Here is a 20,594-nt window from a genome sequence, read left to right on the forward strand (position 1 = left end):
CTGCGAATTGAAGCCTCGATAAAGCATTTCGCATAATTCAGATTCACAATAAAAACCAAAATCCATTAATTACCGATATTGAAATTCGCATCGCGAAAATATCGGTAAAAATAACAGAAAGTCGGCCAAACATAATGAAGAAAGGCGTCAATCTCCATCTTTATCTGATCCTTGCCGTCGTCAATATCGTCGTGTTTTTCCTGCTCTGGCACGGCGCCGGCACGGACGGACTCGACAACTACCGGCTGCTCGACTGGGGCGCGAATTTCGCCCCGCTCACGCTCACCGGCGAACCCTGGCGGCTGCTCACCAGCGCCTTTCTGCACGGTAGCTGGACGCATCTGCTGCTCAATATGTACATGCTGTTCGTGCTGGGCAGCGTGCTGGAGCGCGTAGTCGGATCAGCGCGCTTTGGCGCCATCTATCTGCTGTCGGCGCTGGGCGGCAGCCTGCTCAGCGCGTTCTGGCATGGCTATCACGAAGTCAACAGTTTCCAGTACGCACTCGGCACCGTGATGCCGACGGGCGGCATTCGCCCTGTGGTGAGCGTGGGCGCGTCGGGCGCGTTGATGGGACTCGCCGGCGCGGCGGGCTTCTGGGCGATGTTCCAGCCCGGCAACGCCAAAGACGAAGCCGTCGAGCGCGTGAGCGGCAGCGCCATCGCACAGGTGCTCGTCATCAATCTGGTCTACGGGTTCATCACCACGGGCATCGACCAGGCCGCGCATATCGGCGGCGTGATTACGGGCTTCGTTGCGGCGGCGGTGCTGTTTCCGTGGCGATCGATTGCGCCGCGCATGAGTGCCTTCGTGCTGCCGGTGCTGCTTGCCGTAGTTGGCAGCGCGGCGATGGTCGGCGCGGCCTTGCACGGTCAGAGCGAAGATCTGCGCGACTGGAAATCCGCCACCTCGGACGAACGCGCCAAGGCGAAGGAGAAAGCCGCCGCACTCGCGGAATCGAAGGCCGTCGCCGACGCCATCAAGGAAGATGCGCGCACGGCCCCCAAGCCCGTTACGGCGGACGAAGCCGCGGGCACCGTCATCAAGCTCGGCAACTGGCCCGATCACATGGCGCCGGGCGCGTCCGGCAAATATCTCTACGTCACCGACAACGCCGACAACACGATCAGCGTCGTCGATCTCGCGCAGCACGCCGTCACGCGCACGATCCAGGGCGGCGCGTTCCCGACCACGAAGGACGGTTGCCCGAGCAACTACTGCCGCGGGCGCGGCGCGACCGGCATCGCCGTGAGCCCGGACGAGCGTTACGCTTATGTGGCCTCGATGCGCGAGGACAGTCTCGTGCGCGTCGATCTGCAAAGCGGAGCGGTGGTCGATGCGGTCAAGCTGGGCCGCTTTCCGCGCGACGTGGTCGCCTCGTCGAACTTCGATCGTCTCTATGTGTTCAACGGCGTGGACGATACGGTCTCGGTCGTGAGCGTCGCCCAATGGCCGAAGGTGCTGGCCACGATCGCGCTGTCGAAATCGGGCGACCTCGGCGCGCAGGCGTTTGGGCGTTCGCTGACGATGTGGTTATCCGCCGACGATTCGCGCCTTTTCACCAACTCCGCCACCAAAAACGCGCTGCTCGAATTCGATACGAAGACCTTCAGGCAAGTGCACGAATATCCGATGGACGAGGGTTTCGATCGCGCGCTGAAGACACCAAACGGCGTCTGGCTCTACGGCGGCGCGCTCAAGTGGGCCGACGCCACCACGCTCGACGTGCGCAAGAGCTACGAAATCTGCGCGACCAGCACACGCATGCTCGGCGCGAGTGGCGATGGCCGCTTCGTGGCCGTGGCCGACCCTTATGGCAACACGATGCAGGTGGTGAAAGTGGCCACGCGACAGAACGTCGGCGCTTATCCGATCCAGAGCGGTTACGCCGATGTCGTGTTCTCGAAGGACGACGCGACCCTGTACGCGCTCAGCGGCAGCACGCAGGCGCAGAGCAACGGGTCGCTGGCGATCCTGAGCCGGGCGAAAACCATGGACGTGAGCAGCGACGCCGGTCAGGACGCGTTCCTGTGCCCGGCATCCGCGCCCGGCGACGCGCCTTCCGCCTCGGACGAATGAGCATCAGCGGCCCATCGCGCCCTACATAGCGCGACGCGTTCCAGCGGATTTCACTCCCGCATTTCACACCCGCATTTCACACCCTCAAGCCGGCGTTTCGCGACGCCGGCCGCCCGCCTATCGCAATCCCCTCGCCCGACGCCCCGCGCGGCCCGACCATAAGCGGCATGGAAACACCCAACCCGCCCACTACGGAGGCCGCCGCTATGTACGCCAACCTGATTCAACACACGCCCCACTGGGTCTGGGGCACCCTCATCGCCCTGATCGTCCTCGGCGTGCGCCAAAGCGTGGCGCGCCGCCGCTCGCTGCGCAGCGCCACCTCCTTGCCGCTCGTCATGACCGCGTTCTCGCTTTACGGCGTCGCATCGGACTTCGCGCATCAGCCGCTCGCGCTCGCAGCATGGGCGCTCGGCGCGGGTGCCTTGTTTTCGGTGATGACGACGCAAGGCGCGTGGAGCGGCGTGCGCTGGTCGGCGGCGCAGCGCTGCCTGATCTTGCCGGGAAGCTGGTTGCCGCTGGCGCTGTATCTGGGGCTTTTCTGCGTGAAATTCGCGGTCGGCGCGACGCTCGCGATGCACCCCGTGCGCGTGGACGATGCCAATTTCGCCTGCCTTGTCGGGCTCGCTTATGGCGCGTTCAGCGGCGTGTTCCTCTCGCGCAGCTATGCCATGTGGCGCATTGCCCGCGACGTGCTCGCCCAGGACGCCGCGCTCTGGTAGGCAAACGGCCAGACGCTACAATCCGCCACACGCGGCGCATCACGGAACCGTCGACGCGCGCCGCGCCCATCTTCGTAGAGCACCGACTCCGGACTGCGATATGCCTTCCTACCGCAACGCGCTCGCCTGGCTCTGGCGCGAACTTCGCATCGCGATTCCTATCGGCGCGCTCAGCACCGTGTTCTTCGGCACGCTCGCGCCCGGAACCTTCGTGTCGAACCTGAAGTACTCCTTCAGCATCACGCTATGCATCCAGGCGCTGATAGAAGCGGGCCGCTACGGGTTCGCAGCGCTGGTGCGGCGCTATGGTGCGCCCCCAACCGACGCCGCCGACGCCGCCGCCCTCCAGCGCGCATGGCCAGGCTGGAAGCTGATGACGCCATGGCTCGCGTTTTCGGTGGTGGTCGGCTACTTCGTGGGGCATGCGCTCGGCGACTGGCTCACCGGCGTGCACCGCGATCCGTTCGCGTTCTTTCCCGACAGCGCGGTGCTGCTGCCCACCTTCGGGCCATCGTTCGCGCTGGCGCTCGGCCTCACCTGGTTCTTCTACTCGCGCGGGCGGCTGGCGACGATGCAGGTGCGCACCGAGACCGCGCTGCGCGCCGCCGCCGAAAACCAGTTGCGCCTGCTCGTCTCCCAACTCGAACCGCATATGCTCTTCAACACGCTGGCGAACCTGCGCGTGCTGATCGGCAGCGATCCGCCGCGCGCCCAGGCGATGCTCGACCATCTGAACGGTTTTCTGCGCGCGACTCTCGACGCCTCGCGCTCGGATACGCACGCGCTGGCGGCAGAATTCGCGCGGGTGCGCGACTATCTCGAACTGATGCAGGTGCGCATGGGCCCACGGCTGCGCGCGACGCTCGCCCTGCCCGACGCGCTGGCCGCGCTGCCGGTGCCGCCGCTGCTGCTGCAACCGCTGGTGGAGAACGCGCTCAAGCACGGCCTTGAGCCCAACGTCGCGGGCGGCGAGATCGAGGTGGCCGCGCGCCGCGAAGGCGCAACGCTGGTTCTGAGCGTGCGCGACACGGGCGCGGGCCTGCACGCGCCACCCGCCGACGGCTCGCGCTTCGGGCTGCGCCAGGTGCGCGAGCGGCTGGCCGCGCTCTACGGCGACGCCGCGCAGTTCACGCTGAGCGAACCCGACGACGGCCGCGGCGGCGCACTCGCTGTCGTGCGACTGCCGATCGCCCCGATCGCCGCAACCGCCGCAACCACCCTAAGCTGATAGCGCAATGACCACGCCGAGCCTGCACGCCACCGCCCTGATCGCCGAAGACGAACCCCTGCTGGCCGCCCATCTGCAAGCCGAGCTGCAGCGGCTCTGGCCCGACCTGCGCATCGTGGCGACGGTGGGCGACGGCGCCTCGGCGGTGCGCGAGAGCCTGGCGCGCGGCCCGGACATCGTATTCCTCGACATTCGCATGCCGGGCATGAACGGGCTGGACGCGGCCCAGGCACTCGCCGAGGACTGGCCAGACGGCGACACCGCCGCCGCACCGCCGCTCATCGTGTTCGTGACGGCCTACGACGAATACGCCGTACGCGCCTTCGAGCGGGCTGCGCTCGACTATGTGCTCAAACCGGTGCAGACGGAGCGGCTCGCACGCACCTGCGAGCGGCTTCAGGCGGCGCTGGCCGGACGCGGCGACGGTCCGCACAAACTGGAACCGCTGGTCGAACAGCTTCGCGGCCTGCTCGGCATCGCCAGCGAAGCCGCCACGCCCGACACAGAACCGCTGCGCATGATCCAGGCGAGCGCAGGCAACACCATCGCGATGATTCCCGTCGATGACGTGCTGTATTTCGAATCCGCCGATAAATACGTGCGCGTCGTCACGGCGGAACGCGAGCATCTGATTCGCCTGTCGCTGCGCGATCTGCTGCAACGGCTCGATGCGCAGACGTTCTGGCAGATCCATCGCGGCACGGTCGTGCGTGCCCAGGCGATCGCGAGCGCCTCGCGCGACGAGTCCGGCAAGCTCACGCTGCGGCTGCGCGGCCACGAAGCACGCCTGGTGGTAAGCCGGCTTTATGCGGATCGCTTCAAGGGCATGTGAAAGTACTGGTAAGACCTGGTAATAAGTTGACCCTCAAGAACTGCGCAATCACATCCGTTATCCGGTTTAGGGGTATTTATCGCGCACGCCAGACGCGCCGCCTCATTACAAGGAAAGGAATCCATGCAGATTCAACCGACCAGCGCGGCCACCGTCGCGACCACGACGAATTACACCGGCACGACCAACAGCAATAGCGGCACGAATGCGTCCAGCACATCGAACGCGGCTTCGAGCACCAGCACGGATAGCAGTTCCACCTCGTCGAGCAACGCCGCCAACGCAACGTCAGGCAGCACATCGTCGAGTTCGTCGACGAGTTCGACTTCGAGCGCAAAAAAATCCGGTGGTGGTGGCGGAGGCGGCGGCGGTGGTTCGTCGTCGTCGAGCGATGCGACCACGGCCGCCATCGACAAGCTCAAGGCGTTGATCCAGTCGCTCCAGACGCAGCTCGCGCAGGTGCAGGGTTCGAGCGGTTCGGCTCAATCAGCTTCGGCAAGCGCGACGGCCTCTTCGTCGCAATCGGGCACGCAAGGCGCATCGGCCAACAGCGCGGGCAGCGGCGCGAGCACGGCTCAATCGGCGGCTTCGGCGCAACAGAACGCCAAGCTTTCGCAGGCGAGCCAGATCGAGTCGGCACTGCAAACCGCGCAGGCCGAACTCGTGCAATTGATGCTGGCCAGCGGTCAAACCACCGGCCTGATCTCGACCACCGCCTGAGCGTGAGGGCGATGCTCAGCGCCCCGCGCCGCGCACGCCCACATAGACCGAGTACACCGACGACGTCGCGGTGATGAAAAGCCGGTTGCGGTTGAGGCCACCGAACGTGAGGTTCGACACCACTTCCGGCAGCAGGATCTTGCCCAGCAGTTCGCCCTGCGGCGAATAGCAGTGCACGCCGTCCTCGGCGCTGGCCCAGACGTTGCCGTGCTCGTCCACGCGAAAGCCGTCCGGTACGCCGCTCGACATTTCGATGAACACGCGGCCATTGCGCAACTGCCGCTGCGCGCCGCCATCGACGTCGAACACGCGGATATGGCGCGGGCCGCCTTCCACGTGCGACGCGCCCGAATCGGCGATATACAGCCGCGACTCGTCCGGCGAAAACGCCAGCCCGTTCGGCTTCACGAAATCGTCCGCTACGCGGCGCACTTCGTACTCGCCGTGCACGCCTGGCGTGAGCGCATAGACGTGGCAGCCGCCGATCTCGCCTTCGGCGCGAAAACCCTCGTAGTCGCTCATGATCCCGTAGTCGGGGTCGGAGAACCAGATCGTGCCCTGCGAATCGACCACCAGATCGTTCGGCGAGTTGAAGCGGCGGCCCTCGTAATGCGACGCCAGTACCACCACGCTGCCATCGTGTTCCGTGCGCGAGATGCAGCGCCGGCCGTGCTCGCAGCTCACGAGCCGCCCTTCGTTGTCGCGCGTGTTGCCGTTGCTGAAATTCGCGTTGACGCGCAATACGCCCACGCCCATGCCGGGCGCCCAGCGCATCATGCGATTGTTCGGAATATCGCTCCACACGAGCATATCCGCCGCCGGAAAATACGCCGGCCCCTCGGTCCAGAGGCAATCGCCGGCGATCTTTTCCAGCGGCGCATTCGCCTGAATCAACGAGCGAAAGCGCGCGTCGTGCACTTCAAAGTCGTTGCGGTTCATGCGCGTTTCTTTTCCGCCCAGGGCAGTTCGTCTTCCACATAGACCTTGACGATGGCGTGAAACGACGCGTCGCCCGAAAAGCCCAGCTTCTTCGCCCGCGTATCGTTCCAGCGCGCCGGCCAACTGCTGACGATGCGCTCGATCACCTCGTCCGGTTCCCAGTCCACGCGCGCCACGGCCTTCGCGCCGCCGAACTTGCTTAATTCCTCAATCATTTCGTCAACGGTCGTGGACACGCCCGGCAGATTGACGATGCGCCGCGTGCCCAGCACCGCGCCTTCGATCTCGCTGGCCGTGACAAGGCATTGCACCGCCTTGCGCGGCGACAGCAGCCAGATGGCGGTGGCGCCGCTCACGGGGCACACGGCGGTCTCGCCATTGAGCGCCTCGCGCACGATGCCGCTCGCAAACGACGACGCCGCGCCGCTCGGCCGTCCCGGGCGCACGGCGACAGTCGGCAGGCGCAGCACGCGCCCATCGACAAAACCGCGCCGCGAATAATCGCCGATCAGCAGTTCGGCCATCGCCTTCTGCACGCCATACGACGACTGCGGATCGAGTGCGGTGTCGTCCTGCACTTCCTCGGGCAGATCGCCGCCGTAGACCGCCACCGAACTCGTGAACACGAGACGCGGACCGTGCCCGCGCGCGCGGCAGACTTCAAGCAGCGCGCGCGTGCCGTCGATGTTGATGCGCATGCCCAGATCGAACTCGGCTTCGGCCTCGGCGCTCAGAATGGCGGCCAGGTGGAAGATCACGGCCGTATCCGTGTCGATCAGGCGCTCCAGCACCGCGCGATCCGCGACGTCGCCGGTTTCGACACGCACACGCGCATCGTCAGGCGCCTGCGCGGGCGTGGTGTCGAGCAGCACCAGCTCGGTGATCGGCTCGGGCGTGCCGCCGCCGTTGCCCAATGTCTTGCGCAACGCGCCGCGCGCGAGCAGATCGCGCGCAAGGCGTTGACCCAGAAACCCCGCACCACCGGTAATCAGCACTTTCATGTTCGATTGCTCCGTTCATGCTTGTGGGAACTGCGACGACTGAAGCCGACCTGCGCGCGGAGGAACCTTCAGCCGCGCGCGGGCAGATATGGCCTGATCCAGCCGAGACCCGCCGACGCCGTCGTGCGCGGACGGTATTCGCAGCCGATCCAGCCGGTATAGCCGAGCGCATCGATACGCTCGAACAACCAGGGATAGTTGAGCTCGCCACGATCGGGTTCGTGCCGCTCGGGCACGCCGGCGATCTGGATATGGCCGATGCCCGCCATGTCGCGTTCGAGCTTCACGCTCAGATCGCCCTCGACGATCTGGCAGTGATAGCAGTCGAACTGCACCTGAATATTGGCCGCGCCGATTTCCTGGCAGATGGCGTGCGCGTCGTCCTGGCGATTGAGCAGATAGCCTGGCATATCGCGCGTGTTGATCGGCTCGATCAGGATCGTGACGCCTTCGGCCTGCGCCGCCTGTGCCGCGAAAGCCAGATTCTGCAGATAGGTTTCGCGCTGCGCTGCGCGCGCGTCCGGCGACGCGACGATGCCCGCCATGACGTGCAGCTTGCGATTGCCCAGCACGCGCGCATAGCCGAGCGCCTGATCGATGCTGCGGCGGAATTCGTCCTCGCGGCCCGGCAGCGAGGCGATGCCGCGCTCACCCGCGGCCCAGTCGCCCGGCGGCGCGTTGAACAGCACCTGCGCGAGCCCCGCGTCATCGAGCCGCGCCTTCAGTTCTTGGGCAGCGTGCTCGTAGGGAAACAGATACTCGACCGCCTCGAAACCGTCACGCGCCGCCGCCGCGAATCGGTCCAGAAACGCGTGTTCGGTGTACATCATCGAAAGATTGGCGGCAAAACGAGGCATCGAAAACTCCAGGGACGAACGAGATCACTATATTGGCAGTAAATGATTCTAAAAGCGCCTCCTCGCGCAAGCATCCGCGATAACCCTGAGACCGTTAACACGCGCGCGCGGCCTGCATCAAGCTGCGTTATGCCTTACATGACATGTAATATGGAGTCTCACGCGCGTGCGCCGCGCTTCCGGCCATCCGTATCCGCCTCAGTTTCAACCTCAGTTTTTAACTTCAACTGCCTCTGCCGGTGATTTCCCTTTCCCGACTTTCGTTCGCCCTCTCCGCCCTGCTTTTCGCGAGCTTCACGGCGACCGCCAGCCTCGCCGCCACGACGCAACCGCATCACGCCGCCCCGCATGCGCACGTCGTCGCGAAGAAGAAAAAACTCACGCGCAAACCGCGTTCGGCGCATCGCGCGGCACCTGCGGTCGCCGCCACCAAACTGCCTGACGCCAAACGCCGCGCGAAGAACACAAAACGCACGAAAGCCCGGCACACGCCGCCGTCGCGCGCCTCGCAAGCGGCTTCGCCCATCGCGGCCCCATCGGCCGCCAACGCGCCGCATCTGCTCGCGCGCTGCGGCTTCACGATGGCCTCGCGCACGCGGCTCTTTTCGCGCTCGGTGTATATCGTCGATGAACAGACGCACACGCCGCTCTACGCGCGCAACGCCGACACCGTCGCGCCCATCGCCTCGGTGTCCAAGCTGATGACCGCCGTGGTCTGGCTCGACCAGCGCCACGCGCCGCTTGCGCAACGCATCGGCGTGACCAGCGCCGATCTCGATACCCTCAAGTTCACGCACTCGCGCCTGACGGTGGGATCGAGCCTCACGCGCGCCGACATGCTCCATATCGCGCTGATGTCGTCCGAGAACCGCGCGGCGGCGGCGCTATCGCGCGACTACCCAGGCGGACGCCCCGCCTTCGTCGCCGCGATGAACGCGAAGGCTCGCAGCCTCGGCATGCCGCATACGCGCTTCGTCAACGCGACCGGACTGTCGCCGCAAAACGTCTCCACGGCGCGCGAACTGGCGACGCTCGTGCGCGCGGCCAACGGCTATCCGCTGATTCGCCGCTACTCGACCGACAACGAGCAACGCGTGCCCACCGGCCACGGCCAGCTCCAGTATGTGAGCAGCAACCGCCTCGTGCGCTACGGCCGCGTGCAGGCGAGCGTGCAGAAAACCGGCTTTATCAACGAATCCGGGCACAACATGGTGATGCGCGTAATGGTGCATGGCCGCCGCCCGGTGATCGTGACGATGCTCGACAGCGCAAGCGCCGAAGGCTCGCGGCTAGACGGCGAGCGGATTTCGCACTGGCTCAACTGTTCGCTGCGCTGAGCCGTTTGTCGTGTTTGTCGTCCATGCGCTGCGGCTTCGATGACGTCATTCGCGTCATAGTGGCAGCGCATGCGTCGAGAGAATTTCCTTGAGCACCATGAACGACCGCACCTGCCGCACGCCTGGCAGATACAGCAACTGTTCCGCATGCAGCCGGTTGAAGCTTTCACTGTCGCGCGTGCGCACGAGCATGAAGTAATCGAATTCGCCGGTCACGACGTGACACTCCATACAGCCTGACACCTTACGCGCCGCTTTTTCGAACTCGGCGAATGCCTCGGGCGTCGATCGATCGAGCACGAAGCCGATCACCACCACCATCCCCGCGCCCAGCGCCTTCGGATCGAGCAGCGCGACAACGCCGCGAATCAGCCCCATCTCCTTGAGCCGCTCGACCCGCCGCAGGCAGGCGGGCGCGCTCAGCTTCACCTTGCTTGCGAGACTCACGTTCGAGATCGACGCATCGGCCTGCAACTGCCGCAGGATCGCGCGATCGATACGGTCCAGCACCGGCGCGGCAGGCACGGCGGCGTCGGCTTTTCGGCTTAATTTCATTGCGTGCTGCTCCGATTCTACGCACAAAAAGTTTGTCGTCTGAACGCTTTACGCCTTCAAAGTAAGCAATCGATATTTATTTCGCAAGCTCATTTTTCGCGTGCGTTTCTATCATTCTTCTACCGCGACGAAACAACCCATCATCGCTACACAAGGAGCGCCGCATGAATCTCGATCGATTTCCCCGCTATCCGCTGACTTTCGGCCCGAGCCCGATCCAGCCGCTTCGCCGCCTGTCCGCGCACCTGGGCGGCAAGGTCGAGCTTTACGCGAAACGCGAGGACTGCAACAGCGGTCTCGCCTTCGGCGGCAACAAGACGCGCAAGCTCGAATATCTGATTCCTGAAGCGCTCGAACAGGGCTGCGACACGCTCGTGTCGATCGGCGGCATCCAGTCGAACCAGACGCGCCAGGTGGCGGCCGTCGCCGCGCATCTGGGTCTCAAATGCGTGCTCGTGCAGGAGAACTGGGTGAACTATCACGACGCGGTGTACGACCGCGTCGGCAACATCGAGATGTCGCGCATCATGGGCGCCGACGTGCGGCTCGTGCCCGATGGCTTCGATATCGGCATTCGTCCGAGCTGGGAAGATGCGCTCGAAAGCGTGCGTCAGGCAGGCGGCAAGCCGTTTCCGATTCCGGCGGGCTGTTCGGAGCATCCGCTCGGCGGCCTCGGCTTCGTGCGCTTTGCGGAGGAAGTGCGCGAGCAGGAAGCGCAAATGGGGATTCGCTTCGACTATATCGTCGTGTGCTCGGTGACGGGCAGCACGCAGGCGGGCATGGTGGTGGGTTTCGCGAAGGACGGCCGCGCCGATCGCGTGATCGGCATCGACGCGTCGGCCAAACCCGCGCAGACGCGCGACCAGATTGCGCGAATTGCACGGCATACCGCTGAAATCGTCGATCTCGGCAAGCCGATCCGCGACGAGGATATCGTGCTCGATACGCGTTATGGCGGTCCGGAATATGGGCTGCCGAACGATGGGACGCTGGAAGCGATTCGACTCTGTGCGCGGCTGGAGGGCATGCTGACCGATCCGGTCTACGAAGGGAAATCGATGCACGGCATGATCGACAAGGTGCGCCTGGGCGAATTCCCGGAAGGCTCGAAGGTGCTGTATGCGCATCTGGGCGGCGTGCCTGCACTCAATGCGTATAGCTTTTTGTTCCGTGACGGTTGAGCGTCATGCGTGCCGCTGACGCCACCGCTATCGATGCGTCGCGCGGATCGTGGCTGCGCGCGCCCTGTTCGCTGACTCAAGTGTGCGCGGTGATCGACCGCACGACGCCGCCAGCAATCGTCACCGCGCTGTGCGAGCGTTTTGGTATGGCGCCACAGTTTAGTGTGCTGGAGTTGCAGGATGCCGCTGGACTGCATGCGCAGTGGCTTGCTTCGTTTGGCGCGTTGGGCGCGGACGTCTCGCGCCCGCCCGCCGATGCCGATCGATTGCTCGCGCCTTTGCCGCCTGGCTGTCTGCTCGCGCTGTGCAGCCGGGAAGTGGATAAGCTCGACTGGCTAGGGTCAGTCACGGGCAGGCCGTGCAGGCTGATTGCGCTCGGCGCTGGCGCAGAAGCGGCGCTTGAGGCCGTCGGCGCGGTGTGGATGGAAGCGCTCAACGCGCAGTTGGCTGGGGAGCGTTGAGCCGCTTTATATCTGGCGATCGCGCGCAAGATCCCGCGTGCGATCGCCATTCCCCTACTCGTTCGACCCCGCGTAACTCACCACCTCGACCCAGTTCGCGCCCTTGCCCACCGGATATTGCCCGGTTTCGTGCAGCGCGCCCGTCTTCGCATCGATGCGATAGACGCTCATCGTCGGCGACAACTGCCCGACCGCAAACACATAACGTCCCGAAGGATCGATATTGAAGCCGCGCGGCTGCTTCTGCGTCGCATAGGTGCCGATGCGTTCGAGCTTGCCCGTTGCTTCGTCCACGCGATACGCCGCCAGCGTGCTCGAGGTGCGCTCGGAAGCATAGAGAAAGCGCCCGTCCGGCGTCAGATGCAGATCCGCGCCCCACGGTTTATCGCCATGAAAATCGGGCGGCAAGATCGAAATCGTCTGGATCGGCCTGACCGTATCGTGCGTTTGATCGAACGCGAGCACATGCAGCTTGCCGTCGAGTTCGTCGATCAGATAGACGAAGCGCCCATCCGCCGAGAACACGAAATGGCGCGGGCCGGATTTTTCGGGTAGTGCATACGCGGGCGCGGCGTCTTCGGTCAGTTGCCCCGTCGCGGCGTCGAAGCGCAGCCGCAGCCACGCATCCGATCCCAGCACCGAAGCAAACGCATAACGGTTGTCCGCCGATACGCGGATTGCGTGCGCCATCGGCCCGGTCTTGATGGTCTGCTGAACGTCGCCCGCAATGCCATCCGCGCCGATGCGGTTCACCGCCAGTTGATTGCCGCCATATGACGCGGAGAGCAGGTAGCGCCCCGTCGCGTCGGTCGACAGATAGGCCATGCTCTCCGCCAGCGGCGCGCGGCCCAGTTCGGCCAGGCGCCATCAGCGCAAATCCCGCGAAGAGCGTGCGCAGCACGCGGGCAATGGCTGGCAACTGATGCGCCAGTTGCTCACGAATCGCATGCTGCTGGGCGTCTATCTCGCGCAGTACTGCATCAACGTCATCACGTATTTCTTCCTGACGTGGTTCCCGATCTATCTCGTGCAAGCGCGCGGCATGACGATCCTGCAGGCAGGACTCGTGGCGTCGCTGCCGGCGGTGTGCGGTTTTCTCGGCGGCGTGCTGGGCGGCGTGCTCTCGGATGCGCTGATTCGCGGCGGCGCCTCGCTCACCGTGGCGCGCAAGGGGCCGATCGTGGGCGGTATGGCGCTTTCGGCGTGCATCGTCGGCTGTAACTACGTGCACAGCGACTGGCTGGTGGTCGCGCTGATGTCGCTGGCGTTCTTCGGCAAGGGCTTGGGCGCGCTCGGCTGGGCCGTGGTCGCCGATACCGCACCGAAGGAAGCCATCGGCCTGTCCGGCTCGATCTTCAATATGTTCGGCAACGTGGCCGGCATCGTCACGCCGATCGTGATCGGCTATCTGGTGGCGAAGACGGGTTCCTTCGACAGCGCGCTCGCGTTCGTCGGCGTGAACGCGGCGATCACGGTGTTCAGCTATCTGGTGATCGTGAAGGAAATCAAGCGGGTGGAACTGGCCTGATCCGCAAAACAACGCCGACGACCGGACTCGACGCGCTCCCCCGCCCGGCTCAGAAGCTATGCCGGACGCCCGCCATGATGCCCACTTGCCCCATGCCTGGCGCCGGCGTCGTGCCACCGCCGCCCTGGCTCACGGTATAGGCCGCTTTCGCGCTGTTCCAGAGATACGCGCCCTGCAGATACACCGCGCTGCGCTTCGAAAGCAGCCAGGTGGTGCGCAGCGCGGCAATCGTGCCACGTGCGTCGTCGTGCGCGTTGACGATGTGGTAGACGCCGCCATCGACGATCAATGCCGGCATGAACGAATACGACGCGCTCAGATAGAACTGATCCGAATGGACGTTCGGCGTTGCGGGCGACACGGTATCGACACGCCGGCCAAGCCAGCCGCCGCCCAGGCGCAGCGCGCCGATATGGCCATAGCCGTTCAATTGCATGCGCACGTCGGTGTCGCCGGGATTCGTGAATGCGAAAGTGGGCGTGCCGTCGTAGAAATTCGCCGCTGCGCCCGCGCCGCCGTGCTGCTGGTCGTATGACGCGGCCACGCCGTAGCCGTTGCGGTCATAGCGCAGCATGGCGGACCACTCACGGCAGTTTTGCGCGCTGCCGGGCACGGGCCCCGCGCAAGTGCCTTGTCCCGGCGAATTGCCGGTGCCCGCCGAATCGCGTCCGAACGACCAGGTCGCGCCCAGCGTGAAGCCCGCGTAGCTGCCTTTATAAGCGATCGTGTTGTCGCTGCGCGAACTCGGCAAATACTGGTCGAACGAGGCGGTGCCACCGTAAATGTCGGGGCCGAGCAGATCGGCGTCGGAGATGGCCCAGAAGGTCATCGTGTACTGGCGGCCAAAGGTGAGCGCGCCATACGGCGTATCGAAGCCGACCCACGCCTGGCGCCCGAACAGGCGGCCACCTTGATTGAGCGTGCCGCTGCGCATATTGAAACCGCTTTCGAGCGCAAAGATAGCGTGCCAGCCTGCGCCCAGATCTTCGCGCCCGCGCACACCCCAGCGCGACGGCACTTCGCCCGTCACGCCGGGCATGCGCACCACGGCGTCTCCAGCGGCATTGGCGTGCGAGACATATTCGATGCCCGTATCGACGATGCCGTACAGCGTGACACTGCTTTGCGCGCATGCCGCCGCGCTGGCGCTCAACAGCGCCACTCCTGCTGCGATCTGAAGTTTCATGACGATTCCGATCTCCTGAATTGCTTTATGTTTTGGCATCCTGATTAAACGCGTAACAACGCCTTCGCCTGCAGCCGCGAAATAACAATCAGACGATGAGAGGTACCGCGGGCGCCATCGGCGCCGCGCGGCAAAAGAAACGAAAAGAGGTCAGACGAAGATCAAACGACGAGCAAGTCTAGTCGGCGGGAATATGCCGCCGCACCAGCGCGAGCGCGATCAGCACGGCGGCCATCGCTGCGCCTAGCATCAGCAGATAGGCGAACGCGCCGCCCGCTGTAATCACCGCCGCCCCCGCGAACGCGCTAAGAATCGCGCCGACGCGCCCGAACGCCAGCGCCGAAGCCGTACCCGTCGCGCGCACGCTGGTCGGATAGACGTAGGCGCACAGCGCATAGAGCGTCGACTGCACCGCGTTCACGAACAGTCCATGCAAACCCAGCCCGGCGATCAACAGCCCCGTGTGCTGCGTTGCGCCCACGCCAAGAATCATCCACGCGCTCGCCGCGCCGCCCGCGCAGCAGATCAACATCGGCCAGCGTGAACCCCAGCGCGAAATCGCCAGTGCACAGCCCAGCGCGCCGATCACGCCGCCAAGGTTATAAGCGCTCAGCCCATAGCCCGCCAGCGAAACGGACAGACCTTCGGCGGTCAGCATCGAAGGCAGCCAGCTGAATGCGCTATACACCGCCAGCAGGCACATGAAGAACGCGGCCCAGATCGCGGCGCTATCGCGCGCGCGGCCATCGCGAAAGAGCGCCGTGAAGCCGACGTGTTTTTCCGCGCGCTGCTCGCGCAGGTCGGTGAAGGCGGCGTGTGGCGCGACATCGCGCGCCATGCGTCCAAGCAGCCGCGCGAGTTCCGGCCATCGTTGCGTGCGGCGCGCGAGAAAGCGCGGCGACTCGGGCAGGCACACGAGCAGCGCGACCGCCAGCACAAGCGGCAGCACTCCGCCCGCGACAAACAGACCGCGCCAGCCATACACCGGCAGCACATGACCCGCGAACAGCCCCGCCAGCATCCCGCCGAGCGGCACGCAGACGATCGTTGCAGTGACCGCGAAAGTGCGCAGGCGCGCGGGCGTGTATTCGGCGGTCAGCGTGGTCGAGCTGGGCAGCGCCCCGCCAATGCCGAGTCCTGCCACGAAGCGCAGCGCCGCGATCACCGCCACATTGGGCGCGAGACCGATCGAACAGGTCGCCGCACCGAACACGAGCACACTGCCGATCACGGCCCAACGCCGCCCGAAGCGATCCGCGAACAGCCCGGCGCAGGCGCTGCCGATCCCCATGCCGATCAGCCCCGCCGCCACCACGGGCGCGAACGCATTGCGCGTGATGCCCCACTCCTTGATCAGTACTGGAATGGCAAAGCCGATGAGCTGGCTATCGAATCCATCGACGACGATCGACAGCGCCGCGAGCACCACGACGCATTTTTGCAGCAGCGTAAAGGGACCATCATCGAGCAACTGGCCGATATCGACCGTCGCGCCATCGTGAGCGATACCGGCGAGCGCGGCGCGATTCGCGTCCACATCAGCCGCCGCCGCATTGGAATAGTTCATCGGGTTGTCTCCATCTTTTTTGTAGGTATGGCACGCGCGCGCGGTTTTGCTAGCGCGTCGCGCTGGCATCCACGAGACGCACCAGTTGCAGCAGCGTTTCCGTGCAGGGCACCGTCATGGGCACCGCACGCGCGGCCTCGACCACGGCGCCGTTGATCGCCTCGATTTCGGTCCGGCGCCCCGCCAGCACATCCTGCAACATCGAAGGCCGATGCGAGCGATGGTTCGCCAGCGCGTGCTGCACGTTCTCGACCATATGCGCCTCATCGACGGCCACGCCGTGCGCGCGCGCGACGGCGGCCACCTCGGCGACGATCTTCAGCGCGAGCGCCGGACCATCAGGCACATTCGACAGTTCGCCCACCGTGCATTGCGTGAGCGCGCACAGGCTGTTGAGCGCCGCGTTGAACGCGACCTTCTCCCAGATCGTGATCCACACGTCCGGGTCGGCGCTGGCGGCAAGGCCGGCCGAATTGAGCGCGGCCACCGTGCGCGTGACACTCGCGCGGGTCTCACCGTCGGCACTCATCAGGCGCGTCACGCCGCTGCCATGCGAATTCACGCGACCGGCCGCCGGTTTGTCGGCGGGCCACGTCGTGATGCCCACCATGATGCGTTCGCGCGGCACGCTGCGCGCGAGGCGCTCGACGTTACCCAGGCCGTTCTGCAGCGACAGTACGGCCGTGTGCGGGCCGATCAGCGCGCGCACCGCGTCGAGCGCCGCTTCCGTATGCATCGTCTTGGTGAAGACGATCAGCAACTCGGGCGCGCGCCCGGCCGCTTCTGGCCGCACCGCACGCAACTTCGTGACGACGCGCTCGCCCGCATCGGTGGCCAGACGCAGGCCGTCGCGGCGGATCGCCTCCAGATGCGCCTCGTCGATATCGACGAGCGTGACGTCGTGCCCCGCTTCCGCCAGCAGCCCGCCGAACAGCGATCCCATCGCTCCCGCGCCGAGGATCGCTATCTCCATCGCTTCATGCATTGCTGTCTCCTTGTTTTATTGGCGTTGTTTTATCGTGCGCTCAGGCGACGACGATCTCCACCAGCGCTGGACCGTCTGCCGCCAGCGCTTCGCGCAGCGCACCGGCAAGCGGCGCGGCCTCGCTCACACGCAGGCCCGCGCAACCCATCCCCGCCGCCAGCGTCACGAAGTCCAGACCTGGCAGATCCGTGCCCTGCACCGGATCCTCCTTCGCAAAGCCAAACACCGGCGCGAAATCCTGCAAGGCGGCGTAGCGCGAGTTATTCAGGATGACGAAGGTAATCGGCAATTGCCATTGCACCGCGCTCCAGATCGCCTGGATCGAATACATGCTGGAGCCGTCGCCGATCAACGCGATCACGCGCTCGCCGGGCCGCGCGAGCGCCGCGCCAACCGCTGCGGGCATGCCAAAACCCAGCCCGCCACTGTCCATCGTGAGGAAACTGCCTGGGCGCGCCATCGGCAGATACGTCTGCATGACCGGCCGCGAACTGGGCGCCTCTTCCACCACCAGCGCATGGGGATCGCGCACCTCTGCCAGCGTCTGCAAGGCAAACGCCACGGACATGCGCTCGCCGCCCTGCGGCGGCAGTGCGCGCGGCGCTTGCGGGCGCGGCGCGGGCAACGCGCGCTGCGGCGGTGCGGGGCGCGCGAGCAGATCCTGCACGCCCAGCCGCACATTGCCCACAGCGATCAATCCTTCAGGCGTCCACGCCGCCACATTGGGATCGTCGATCAACTGGCATAGCTGCGCGCCAGGCGGCACATGCGGCCCCTGCCCCTCGACGTGATAAGTGAACGCGGGCGCGCCGATCGCGAAGATCGCATCGTGACCGGACAGCAGATCGACGATGCGTTCGCGCATTGCGGGCAGAAATCCGGCGAACAGGTGGTGCGTTTCGGGGAAGCTGCAACGGCCCGTCATCGGCGCGACGAACACGCGGGCGCGATGGCGCTCGGCCAGTGCCACGACCTCATCGGCGGCGCCTGCGCGGTCCACCGCGCCACCCACCACGAACGCCGGCCGCGCACAACCGTCGAGCAGCGCGCCGATACGCGCGAGTAGCGCCGGCTCGGGGCGCGTCGTGTGCGCGAGTTCGCGCGCGGCAACCGGCTCGGCGGGCTGGTCCCAGTCATCGACGGGAATCGACACGAACACGGGACCGCGCGGCTCCTGCATCGCCACCGCATAGGCGCGCGCGATCGCGAGCGGCACGTCCTGGGCGCGGGCCGGTTCGATGCTCCATTTCACGTAGGGTTTGGGCAACTCGCTTGCCTGAGTGGCGGCGAGGAACGGATCGAACGGCAGGATCGAGCGCGCCTGCTGGCCCGCCGTGACGACGAGCGGCGTGCGGTTGCGAAACGCCGTAAAAATATTGCCCATCGCATTGCCCACACCCGCCGCCGAGTGCAGGTTCACGAGCGCCGCGTTGCCCGTGGCCTGCGCATAGCCGTCGGCCATGCCCACCACCACGGCCTCCTGCAGCCCCAGCACATAGCGGAAATCGGCGGGGAAATCGCGGAACATCGGCAATTCGGTCGAGCCGGGATTCGCGAAGATCGACGTCATGCCGACGCGTCGCGCGAAGTCGATGACCGCGTCGCGCACGGTGAAGGTTTTTTCGCTACCGGCCTGGGCCGGTCGAGTCTGCGTTTGAATCTGCTGCGGCGCGCTGCCTGTCATTGCGCGGTCTCCTGTCTGATGAGCGCGTTGGATCGGTGATCGATGGTCGATTATCGGCGCCACTCGGGTAACCGGAAATTGCTCATTCCGGCAAAACCCATTACCTTTAGGCATGACTTACAACCTTCAGCAACTTCACGCCTTCGCAACCATCGTCGCGTGCGGCAGCCTTGGACGCGCGGCGCAAACGCTGCACATCACCCAGCCGGCCCTGAGCCGCGCGGTGCGCCGCCTTGAAGAGCAAGTGGGCGCGCCGCTGTTCGAGCGTCATTCACGCGGCATGCATCTGACCGCCGTGGGCGAGGCGCTGCTGCCGCACGCCATCCAGCTACAGCGTGAAGCCGAGCAGGCGCGCGAGGAGATCGATGCGTTGCGGGGCCTCGCGCGCGGCACCATCCGGGTGGGCGCGGTGGGCAGCATAGCAAGCCTCGTCTTGCCGCTCGCGGTGAGTGGCGTGCTGGCGCGCTGGCCGAATCTGCGCGTGGAAATCATCGAAGGCGTGTGGGATCGGCTCGCCGATGCGCTCGTGAAGCGCGAAATCGATCTCGCGCTGAGCATGGCCGTGCCCGACACCGACGAAATCACGGCCATCGCCGATTGCCGCTGGGAAGACGCGAGCTACGTGGTGGCCGCGCTGGACCATCCGTTGCGCGCCAGGCCCGGTCTCACGCTCGCGGACACGCTCGATGCGCAATGGGCGATACCGCCGCGCGGTACCGCGCCGTTCGAGCATATGCAGCAGGCCTTCGCGCAACAGGGACTGGGCCTGCCGAACGTGGTGGTGGAAACGCGTTCCGTGACGGTGCTCAAGAGCCTGGTGAGCAGCTCCGGCTTCCTGAGCTGGATGGCCTCGACCATGTACGTGACCGAGAGCAAGGCCGGTGTGTTCGACACGCTGGAGCTACCGGGCGTGGTCGGGCGGCGCACGCTCACGGCGTACCGCAGGCGTCACGGGATTCTGCCGGGTCCGGCGGTGAAACTGCTCGAACAGTTGCGCCTGCAGACGGCTCAGCAGGTTTAAGAACTTGCCGGCCCGAGCGGCGCGGCGCGCGCCAGCAGCACTTCGCGATCGCGCGCGTTCTGCGTGAGCGCGGCGGCGCTGGCGAACGCCGCGCGCGCTTCGTCATGGCGTCCGAGCTTCGCCAGCAGGTCGCCGCGCACGGCGGGCAGCCAGGGATATTGACGCAGAGCGGCTTCCTCGCTCAAGGCTTCGACGAGCGCGAGCGCCGCTTGCGGCCCCTGCGCCATGCCCACCGCCACGGCGCGATTCAGACGCACGACGGGCGACGGATCGAGGCGTAACAACGCGTCGTAAAGACTGACGATGCGCGCCCAATCGGTCTGCGCTGCGCTCGGCGCAGCCGCGTGGCAGGCGGCGAGCGCGGCCTGCAAGGCATACGGCCCAAGCGCGCCCGATGCCGCAACAGCACACTGCTGCGCGCGTTCGAGCGCCGCGAAGCCGCGCCGGATCAACAGCCGGTCCCAGCGCGTGCGGTCCTGATCCGCCAGCAGCACGGCACGGCCTTCGCGATCCACCCGCGCGGGCAGGCGCGACGCCTGCAACTCCATCAGCGCGGCCAGCCCGTGCGCTTCGGCGTGGGCAGGCGCGAGTGCAGCCAGCATGCGCCCCAGGCGCAACGCCTCCTCGCACAACGCCGGGCGCATCCAGTCCGCGCCCGAGGTGGCCGCGTAGCCTTCGTTGAAAATCAGATAGATCACCTCGAGCACCGATG

The 20,594-nt window shown here is 65.8% G+C and carries 18 protein-coding genes and 2 pseudogenes; 10 read left to right on the top strand and 10 right to left on the bottom strand.

From position 1 onward, the window contains the following. The first annotated feature begins 134 nt into the window (after positions 1–134). The 5 genes from VG320_RS03245 to VG320_RS03265 all read left to right on the top strand — a co-directional run bounded on the left by VG320_RS03245 (position 135) and on the right by VG320_RS03265 (position 5,580). Complete coding sequence (locus tag VG320_RS03245; protein WP_327198723.1) at positions 135–2,078, top strand: rhomboid family intramembrane serine protease; 1,944 nt, start codon at positions 135–137, stop codon at positions 2,076–2,078. 167 nt (positions 2,079–2,245) lie between these two features. Continuing rightward, positions 2,246–2,800 carry a DUF6622 family protein gene (locus tag VG320_RS03250; protein ID WP_327198724.1) on the top strand — a complete coding sequence of 185 codons (555 nt, stop codon included), beginning with the start codon at positions 2,246–2,248 and terminating at the stop codon, positions 2,798–2,800. Positions 2,801–2,900: 100 nt separating this feature from the next. Then, complete coding sequence (locus tag VG320_RS03255) at positions 2,901–4,028, top strand: sensor histidine kinase (RefSeq protein ID WP_327198725.1); 1,128 nt, start codon at positions 2,901–2,903, stop codon at positions 4,026–4,028. Between the two features lie 7 nt (positions 4,029–4,035). After that, positions 4,036–4,860, top strand: a complete 825-nt coding sequence (locus tag VG320_RS03260) for a LytTR family DNA-binding domain-containing protein (RefSeq protein ID WP_327198726.1) — start codon at positions 4,036–4,038, stop codon at positions 4,858–4,860. Between the two features lie 123 nt (positions 4,861–4,983). Then, on the top strand, positions 4,984–5,580 hold the full coding sequence (locus VG320_RS03265; protein ID WP_327198727.1) for a hypothetical protein: 597 nt from the start codon (positions 4,984–4,986) through the stop codon (positions 5,578–5,580). A 15-nt stretch (positions 5,581–5,595) separates the two neighbouring features. Here the strand turns inward: VG320_RS03265 and VG320_RS03270 are convergent, their stop codons facing one another. From VG320_RS03270 to otnI, 3 genes are all read right to left on the bottom strand, one after another. After that, positions 5,596–6,519: an SMP-30/gluconolactonase/LRE family protein gene (locus VG320_RS03270; RefSeq protein WP_327198728.1), complete on the bottom strand. Its 924-nt coding sequence runs from the start codon at positions 6,517–6,519 to the stop codon at positions 5,596–5,598. Then, a complete protein-coding gene (denD, locus tag VG320_RS03275) occupies positions 6,516–7,520 on the bottom strand; it encodes a D-erythronate dehydrogenase (protein ID WP_327198729.1) in 1,005 nt (334 codons plus the stop codon). Before denD ends, VG320_RS03270 begins: the two co-directional genes overlap by 4 nt. 68 nt (positions 7,521–7,588) lie before the next feature. Then, positions 7,589–8,377 (bottom strand): 2-oxo-tetronate isomerase, encoded by a 789-nt coding sequence (gene otnI / locus VG320_RS03280; protein ID WP_327198730.1) that lies wholly within the window; start codon positions 8,375–8,377, stop codon positions 7,589–7,591. Between the two features lie 239 nt (positions 8,378–8,616). Here otnI and VG320_RS03285 point away from each other — a divergent pair, with 239 nt between their 5' ends. Next, positions 8,617–9,714 carry a serine hydrolase gene (locus tag VG320_RS03285; RefSeq protein ID WP_327198731.1) on the top strand — a complete coding sequence of 366 codons (1,098 nt, stop codon included), beginning with the start codon at positions 8,617–8,619 and terminating at the stop codon, positions 9,712–9,714. A gap of 54 nt (positions 9,715–9,768) precedes the next feature. On the opposite strand, the gene VG320_RS03290 is transcribed toward VG320_RS03285, so the two are convergent. Beyond that, on the bottom strand, positions 9,769–10,269 hold the full coding sequence (locus VG320_RS03290) for an Lrp/AsnC family transcriptional regulator (protein ID WP_327198732.1): 501 nt from the start codon (positions 10,267–10,269) through the stop codon (positions 9,769–9,771). Between the two features lie 164 nt (positions 10,270–10,433). Here VG320_RS03290 and VG320_RS03295 point away from each other — a divergent pair, with 164 nt between their 5' ends. Next, positions 10,434–11,450, top strand: a complete 1,017-nt coding sequence (locus tag VG320_RS03295; protein WP_327198733.1) for a 1-aminocyclopropane-1-carboxylate deaminase — start codon at positions 10,434–10,436, stop codon at positions 11,448–11,450. 5 nt (positions 11,451–11,455) lie between these two features. Further along, positions 11,456–11,911, top strand: a complete 456-nt coding sequence (locus tag VG320_RS03300) for a hypothetical protein (RefSeq protein ID WP_327198734.1) — start codon at positions 11,456–11,458, stop codon at positions 11,909–11,911. 54 nt (positions 11,912–11,965) lie between these two features. On the opposite strand, the pseudogene VG320_RS03305 reads toward VG320_RS03300, so the two are convergent. Continuing rightward, positions 11,966–12,775: pseudogene (locus VG320_RS03305) on the bottom strand (lactonase family protein); the annotation flags it as partial. On the opposite strand from VG320_RS03305, the pseudogene VG320_RS03310 reads away from it, so the two are divergent. Continuing rightward, positions 12,738–13,439 (top strand): annotated as a pseudogene (locus VG320_RS03310) (MFS transporter); the annotation flags it as partial. The pseudogenes VG320_RS03305 and VG320_RS03310 overlap by 38 nt on opposite strands. A 49-nt stretch (positions 13,440–13,488) precedes the next feature. Here VG320_RS03310 and VG320_RS03315 read toward each other — a convergent pair. The 4 genes from VG320_RS03315 to mdlC form a co-directional block, all read right to left on the bottom strand. Then, the gene (locus VG320_RS03315; protein WP_327198735.1) at positions 13,489–14,625 is read right to left on the bottom strand and encodes a porin; all 1,137 of its coding nucleotides are present in this window, start codon (positions 14,623–14,625) and stop codon (positions 13,489–13,491) included. A gap of 178 nt (positions 14,626–14,803) precedes the next feature. Next, positions 14,804–16,192 carry an MFS transporter gene (locus tag VG320_RS03320; RefSeq protein WP_327198736.1) on the bottom strand — a complete coding sequence of 463 codons (1,389 nt, stop codon included), beginning with the start codon at positions 16,190–16,192 and terminating at the stop codon, positions 14,804–14,806. 49 nt (positions 16,193–16,241) lie between these two features. Continuing rightward, positions 16,242–17,165: a 2-dehydropantoate 2-reductase gene (locus VG320_RS03325; RefSeq protein ID WP_327198740.1), complete on the bottom strand. Its 924-nt coding sequence runs from the start codon at positions 17,163–17,165 to the stop codon at positions 16,242–16,244. Positions 17,166–17,217: 52 nt separating this feature from the next. Then, entirely contained in the window at positions 17,218–18,861 is a 1,644-nt protein-coding gene (mdlC, locus tag VG320_RS03330) for a benzoylformate decarboxylase (protein WP_327198737.1), read from the bottom strand. Positions 18,862–18,973: 112 nt separating this feature from the next. Here mdlC and VG320_RS03335 point away from each other — a divergent pair, with 112 nt between their 5' ends. Next, positions 18,974–19,882 (top strand): LysR family transcriptional regulator, encoded by a 909-nt coding sequence (locus VG320_RS03335; protein ID WP_327198738.1) that lies wholly within the window; start codon positions 18,974–18,976, stop codon positions 19,880–19,882. Here VG320_RS03335 and VG320_RS03340 read toward each other — a convergent pair. Then, positions 19,879–20,594: RNA polymerase sigma factor (locus VG320_RS03340; protein ID WP_327198739.1), on the bottom strand; the 716-nt coding region annotated here is incomplete at its 5' end. The genes VG320_RS03335 and VG320_RS03340 overlap by 4 nt on opposite strands.

It is taken from the genome of Paraburkholderia sp., from assembly GCF_035948235.1.
Classification (GTDB): Bacteria; Pseudomonadota; Gammaproteobacteria; order Burkholderiales; family Burkholderiaceae; genus Paraburkholderia.

Excerpts from the sequence above, each read along its gene's own strand:
- VG320_RS03245 (WP_327198723.1), top strand. The coding sequence starts at position 135 with ATGAAGAAAGGCGTCAATCTCCATCTTTATCTGATCCTTGCCGTCGTC.
- VG320_RS03250 (WP_327198724.1), top strand. The coding sequence starts at position 2,246 with ATGGAAACACCCAACCCGCCCACTACGGAGGCCGCCGCTATGTACGCC.
- VG320_RS03255 (WP_327198725.1), top strand. The coding sequence starts at position 2,901 with ATGCCTTCCTACCGCAACGCGCTCGCCTGGCTCTGGCGCGAACTTCGC.
- VG320_RS03260 (WP_327198726.1), top strand. The coding sequence starts at position 4,036 with ATGACCACGCCGAGCCTGCACGCCACCGCCCTGATCGCCGAAGACGAA.
- VG320_RS03265 (WP_327198727.1), top strand. The coding sequence starts at position 4,984 with ATGCAGATTCAACCGACCAGCGCGGCCACCGTCGCGACCACGACGAAT.
- VG320_RS03270 (WP_327198728.1), bottom strand. The coding sequence starts at position 6,519 with ATGAACCGCAACGACTTTGAAGTGCACGACGCGCGCTTTCGCTCGTTG.
- denD (WP_327198729.1), bottom strand. The coding sequence starts at position 7,520 with ATGAAAGTGCTGATTACCGGTGGTGCGGGGTTTCTGGGTCAACGCCTT.
- otnI (WP_327198730.1), bottom strand. The coding sequence starts at position 8,377 with ATGCCTCGTTTTGCCGCCAATCTTTCGATGATGTACACCGAACACGCG.
- VG320_RS03290 (WP_327198732.1), bottom strand. The coding sequence starts at position 10,269 with ATGAAATTAAGCCGAAAAGCCGACGCCGCCGTGCCTGCCGCGCCGGTG.
- VG320_RS03295 (WP_327198733.1), top strand. The coding sequence starts at position 10,434 with ATGAATCTCGATCGATTTCCCCGCTATCCGCTGACTTTCGGCCCGAGC.
- VG320_RS03300 (WP_327198734.1), top strand. The coding sequence starts at position 11,456 with ATGCGTGCCGCTGACGCCACCGCTATCGATGCGTCGCGCGGATCGTGG.
- VG320_RS03315 (WP_327198735.1), bottom strand. The coding sequence starts at position 14,625 with ATGAAACTTCAGATCGCAGCAGGAGTGGCGCTGTTGAGCGCCAGCGCG.
- VG320_RS03320 (WP_327198736.1), bottom strand. The coding sequence starts at position 16,192 with ATGAACTATTCCAATGCGGCGGCGGCTGATGTGGACGCGAATCGCGCC.
- VG320_RS03325 (WP_327198740.1), bottom strand. The coding sequence starts at position 17,165 with ATGGAGATAGCGATCCTCGGCGCGGGAGCGATGGGATCGCTGTTCGGC.
- mdlC (WP_327198737.1), bottom strand. The coding sequence starts at position 18,861 with ATGACAGGCAGCGCGCCGCAGCAGATTCAAACGCAGACTCGACCGGCC.
- VG320_RS03335 (WP_327198738.1), top strand. The coding sequence starts at position 18,974 with ATGACTTACAACCTTCAGCAACTTCACGCCTTCGCAACCATCGTCGCG.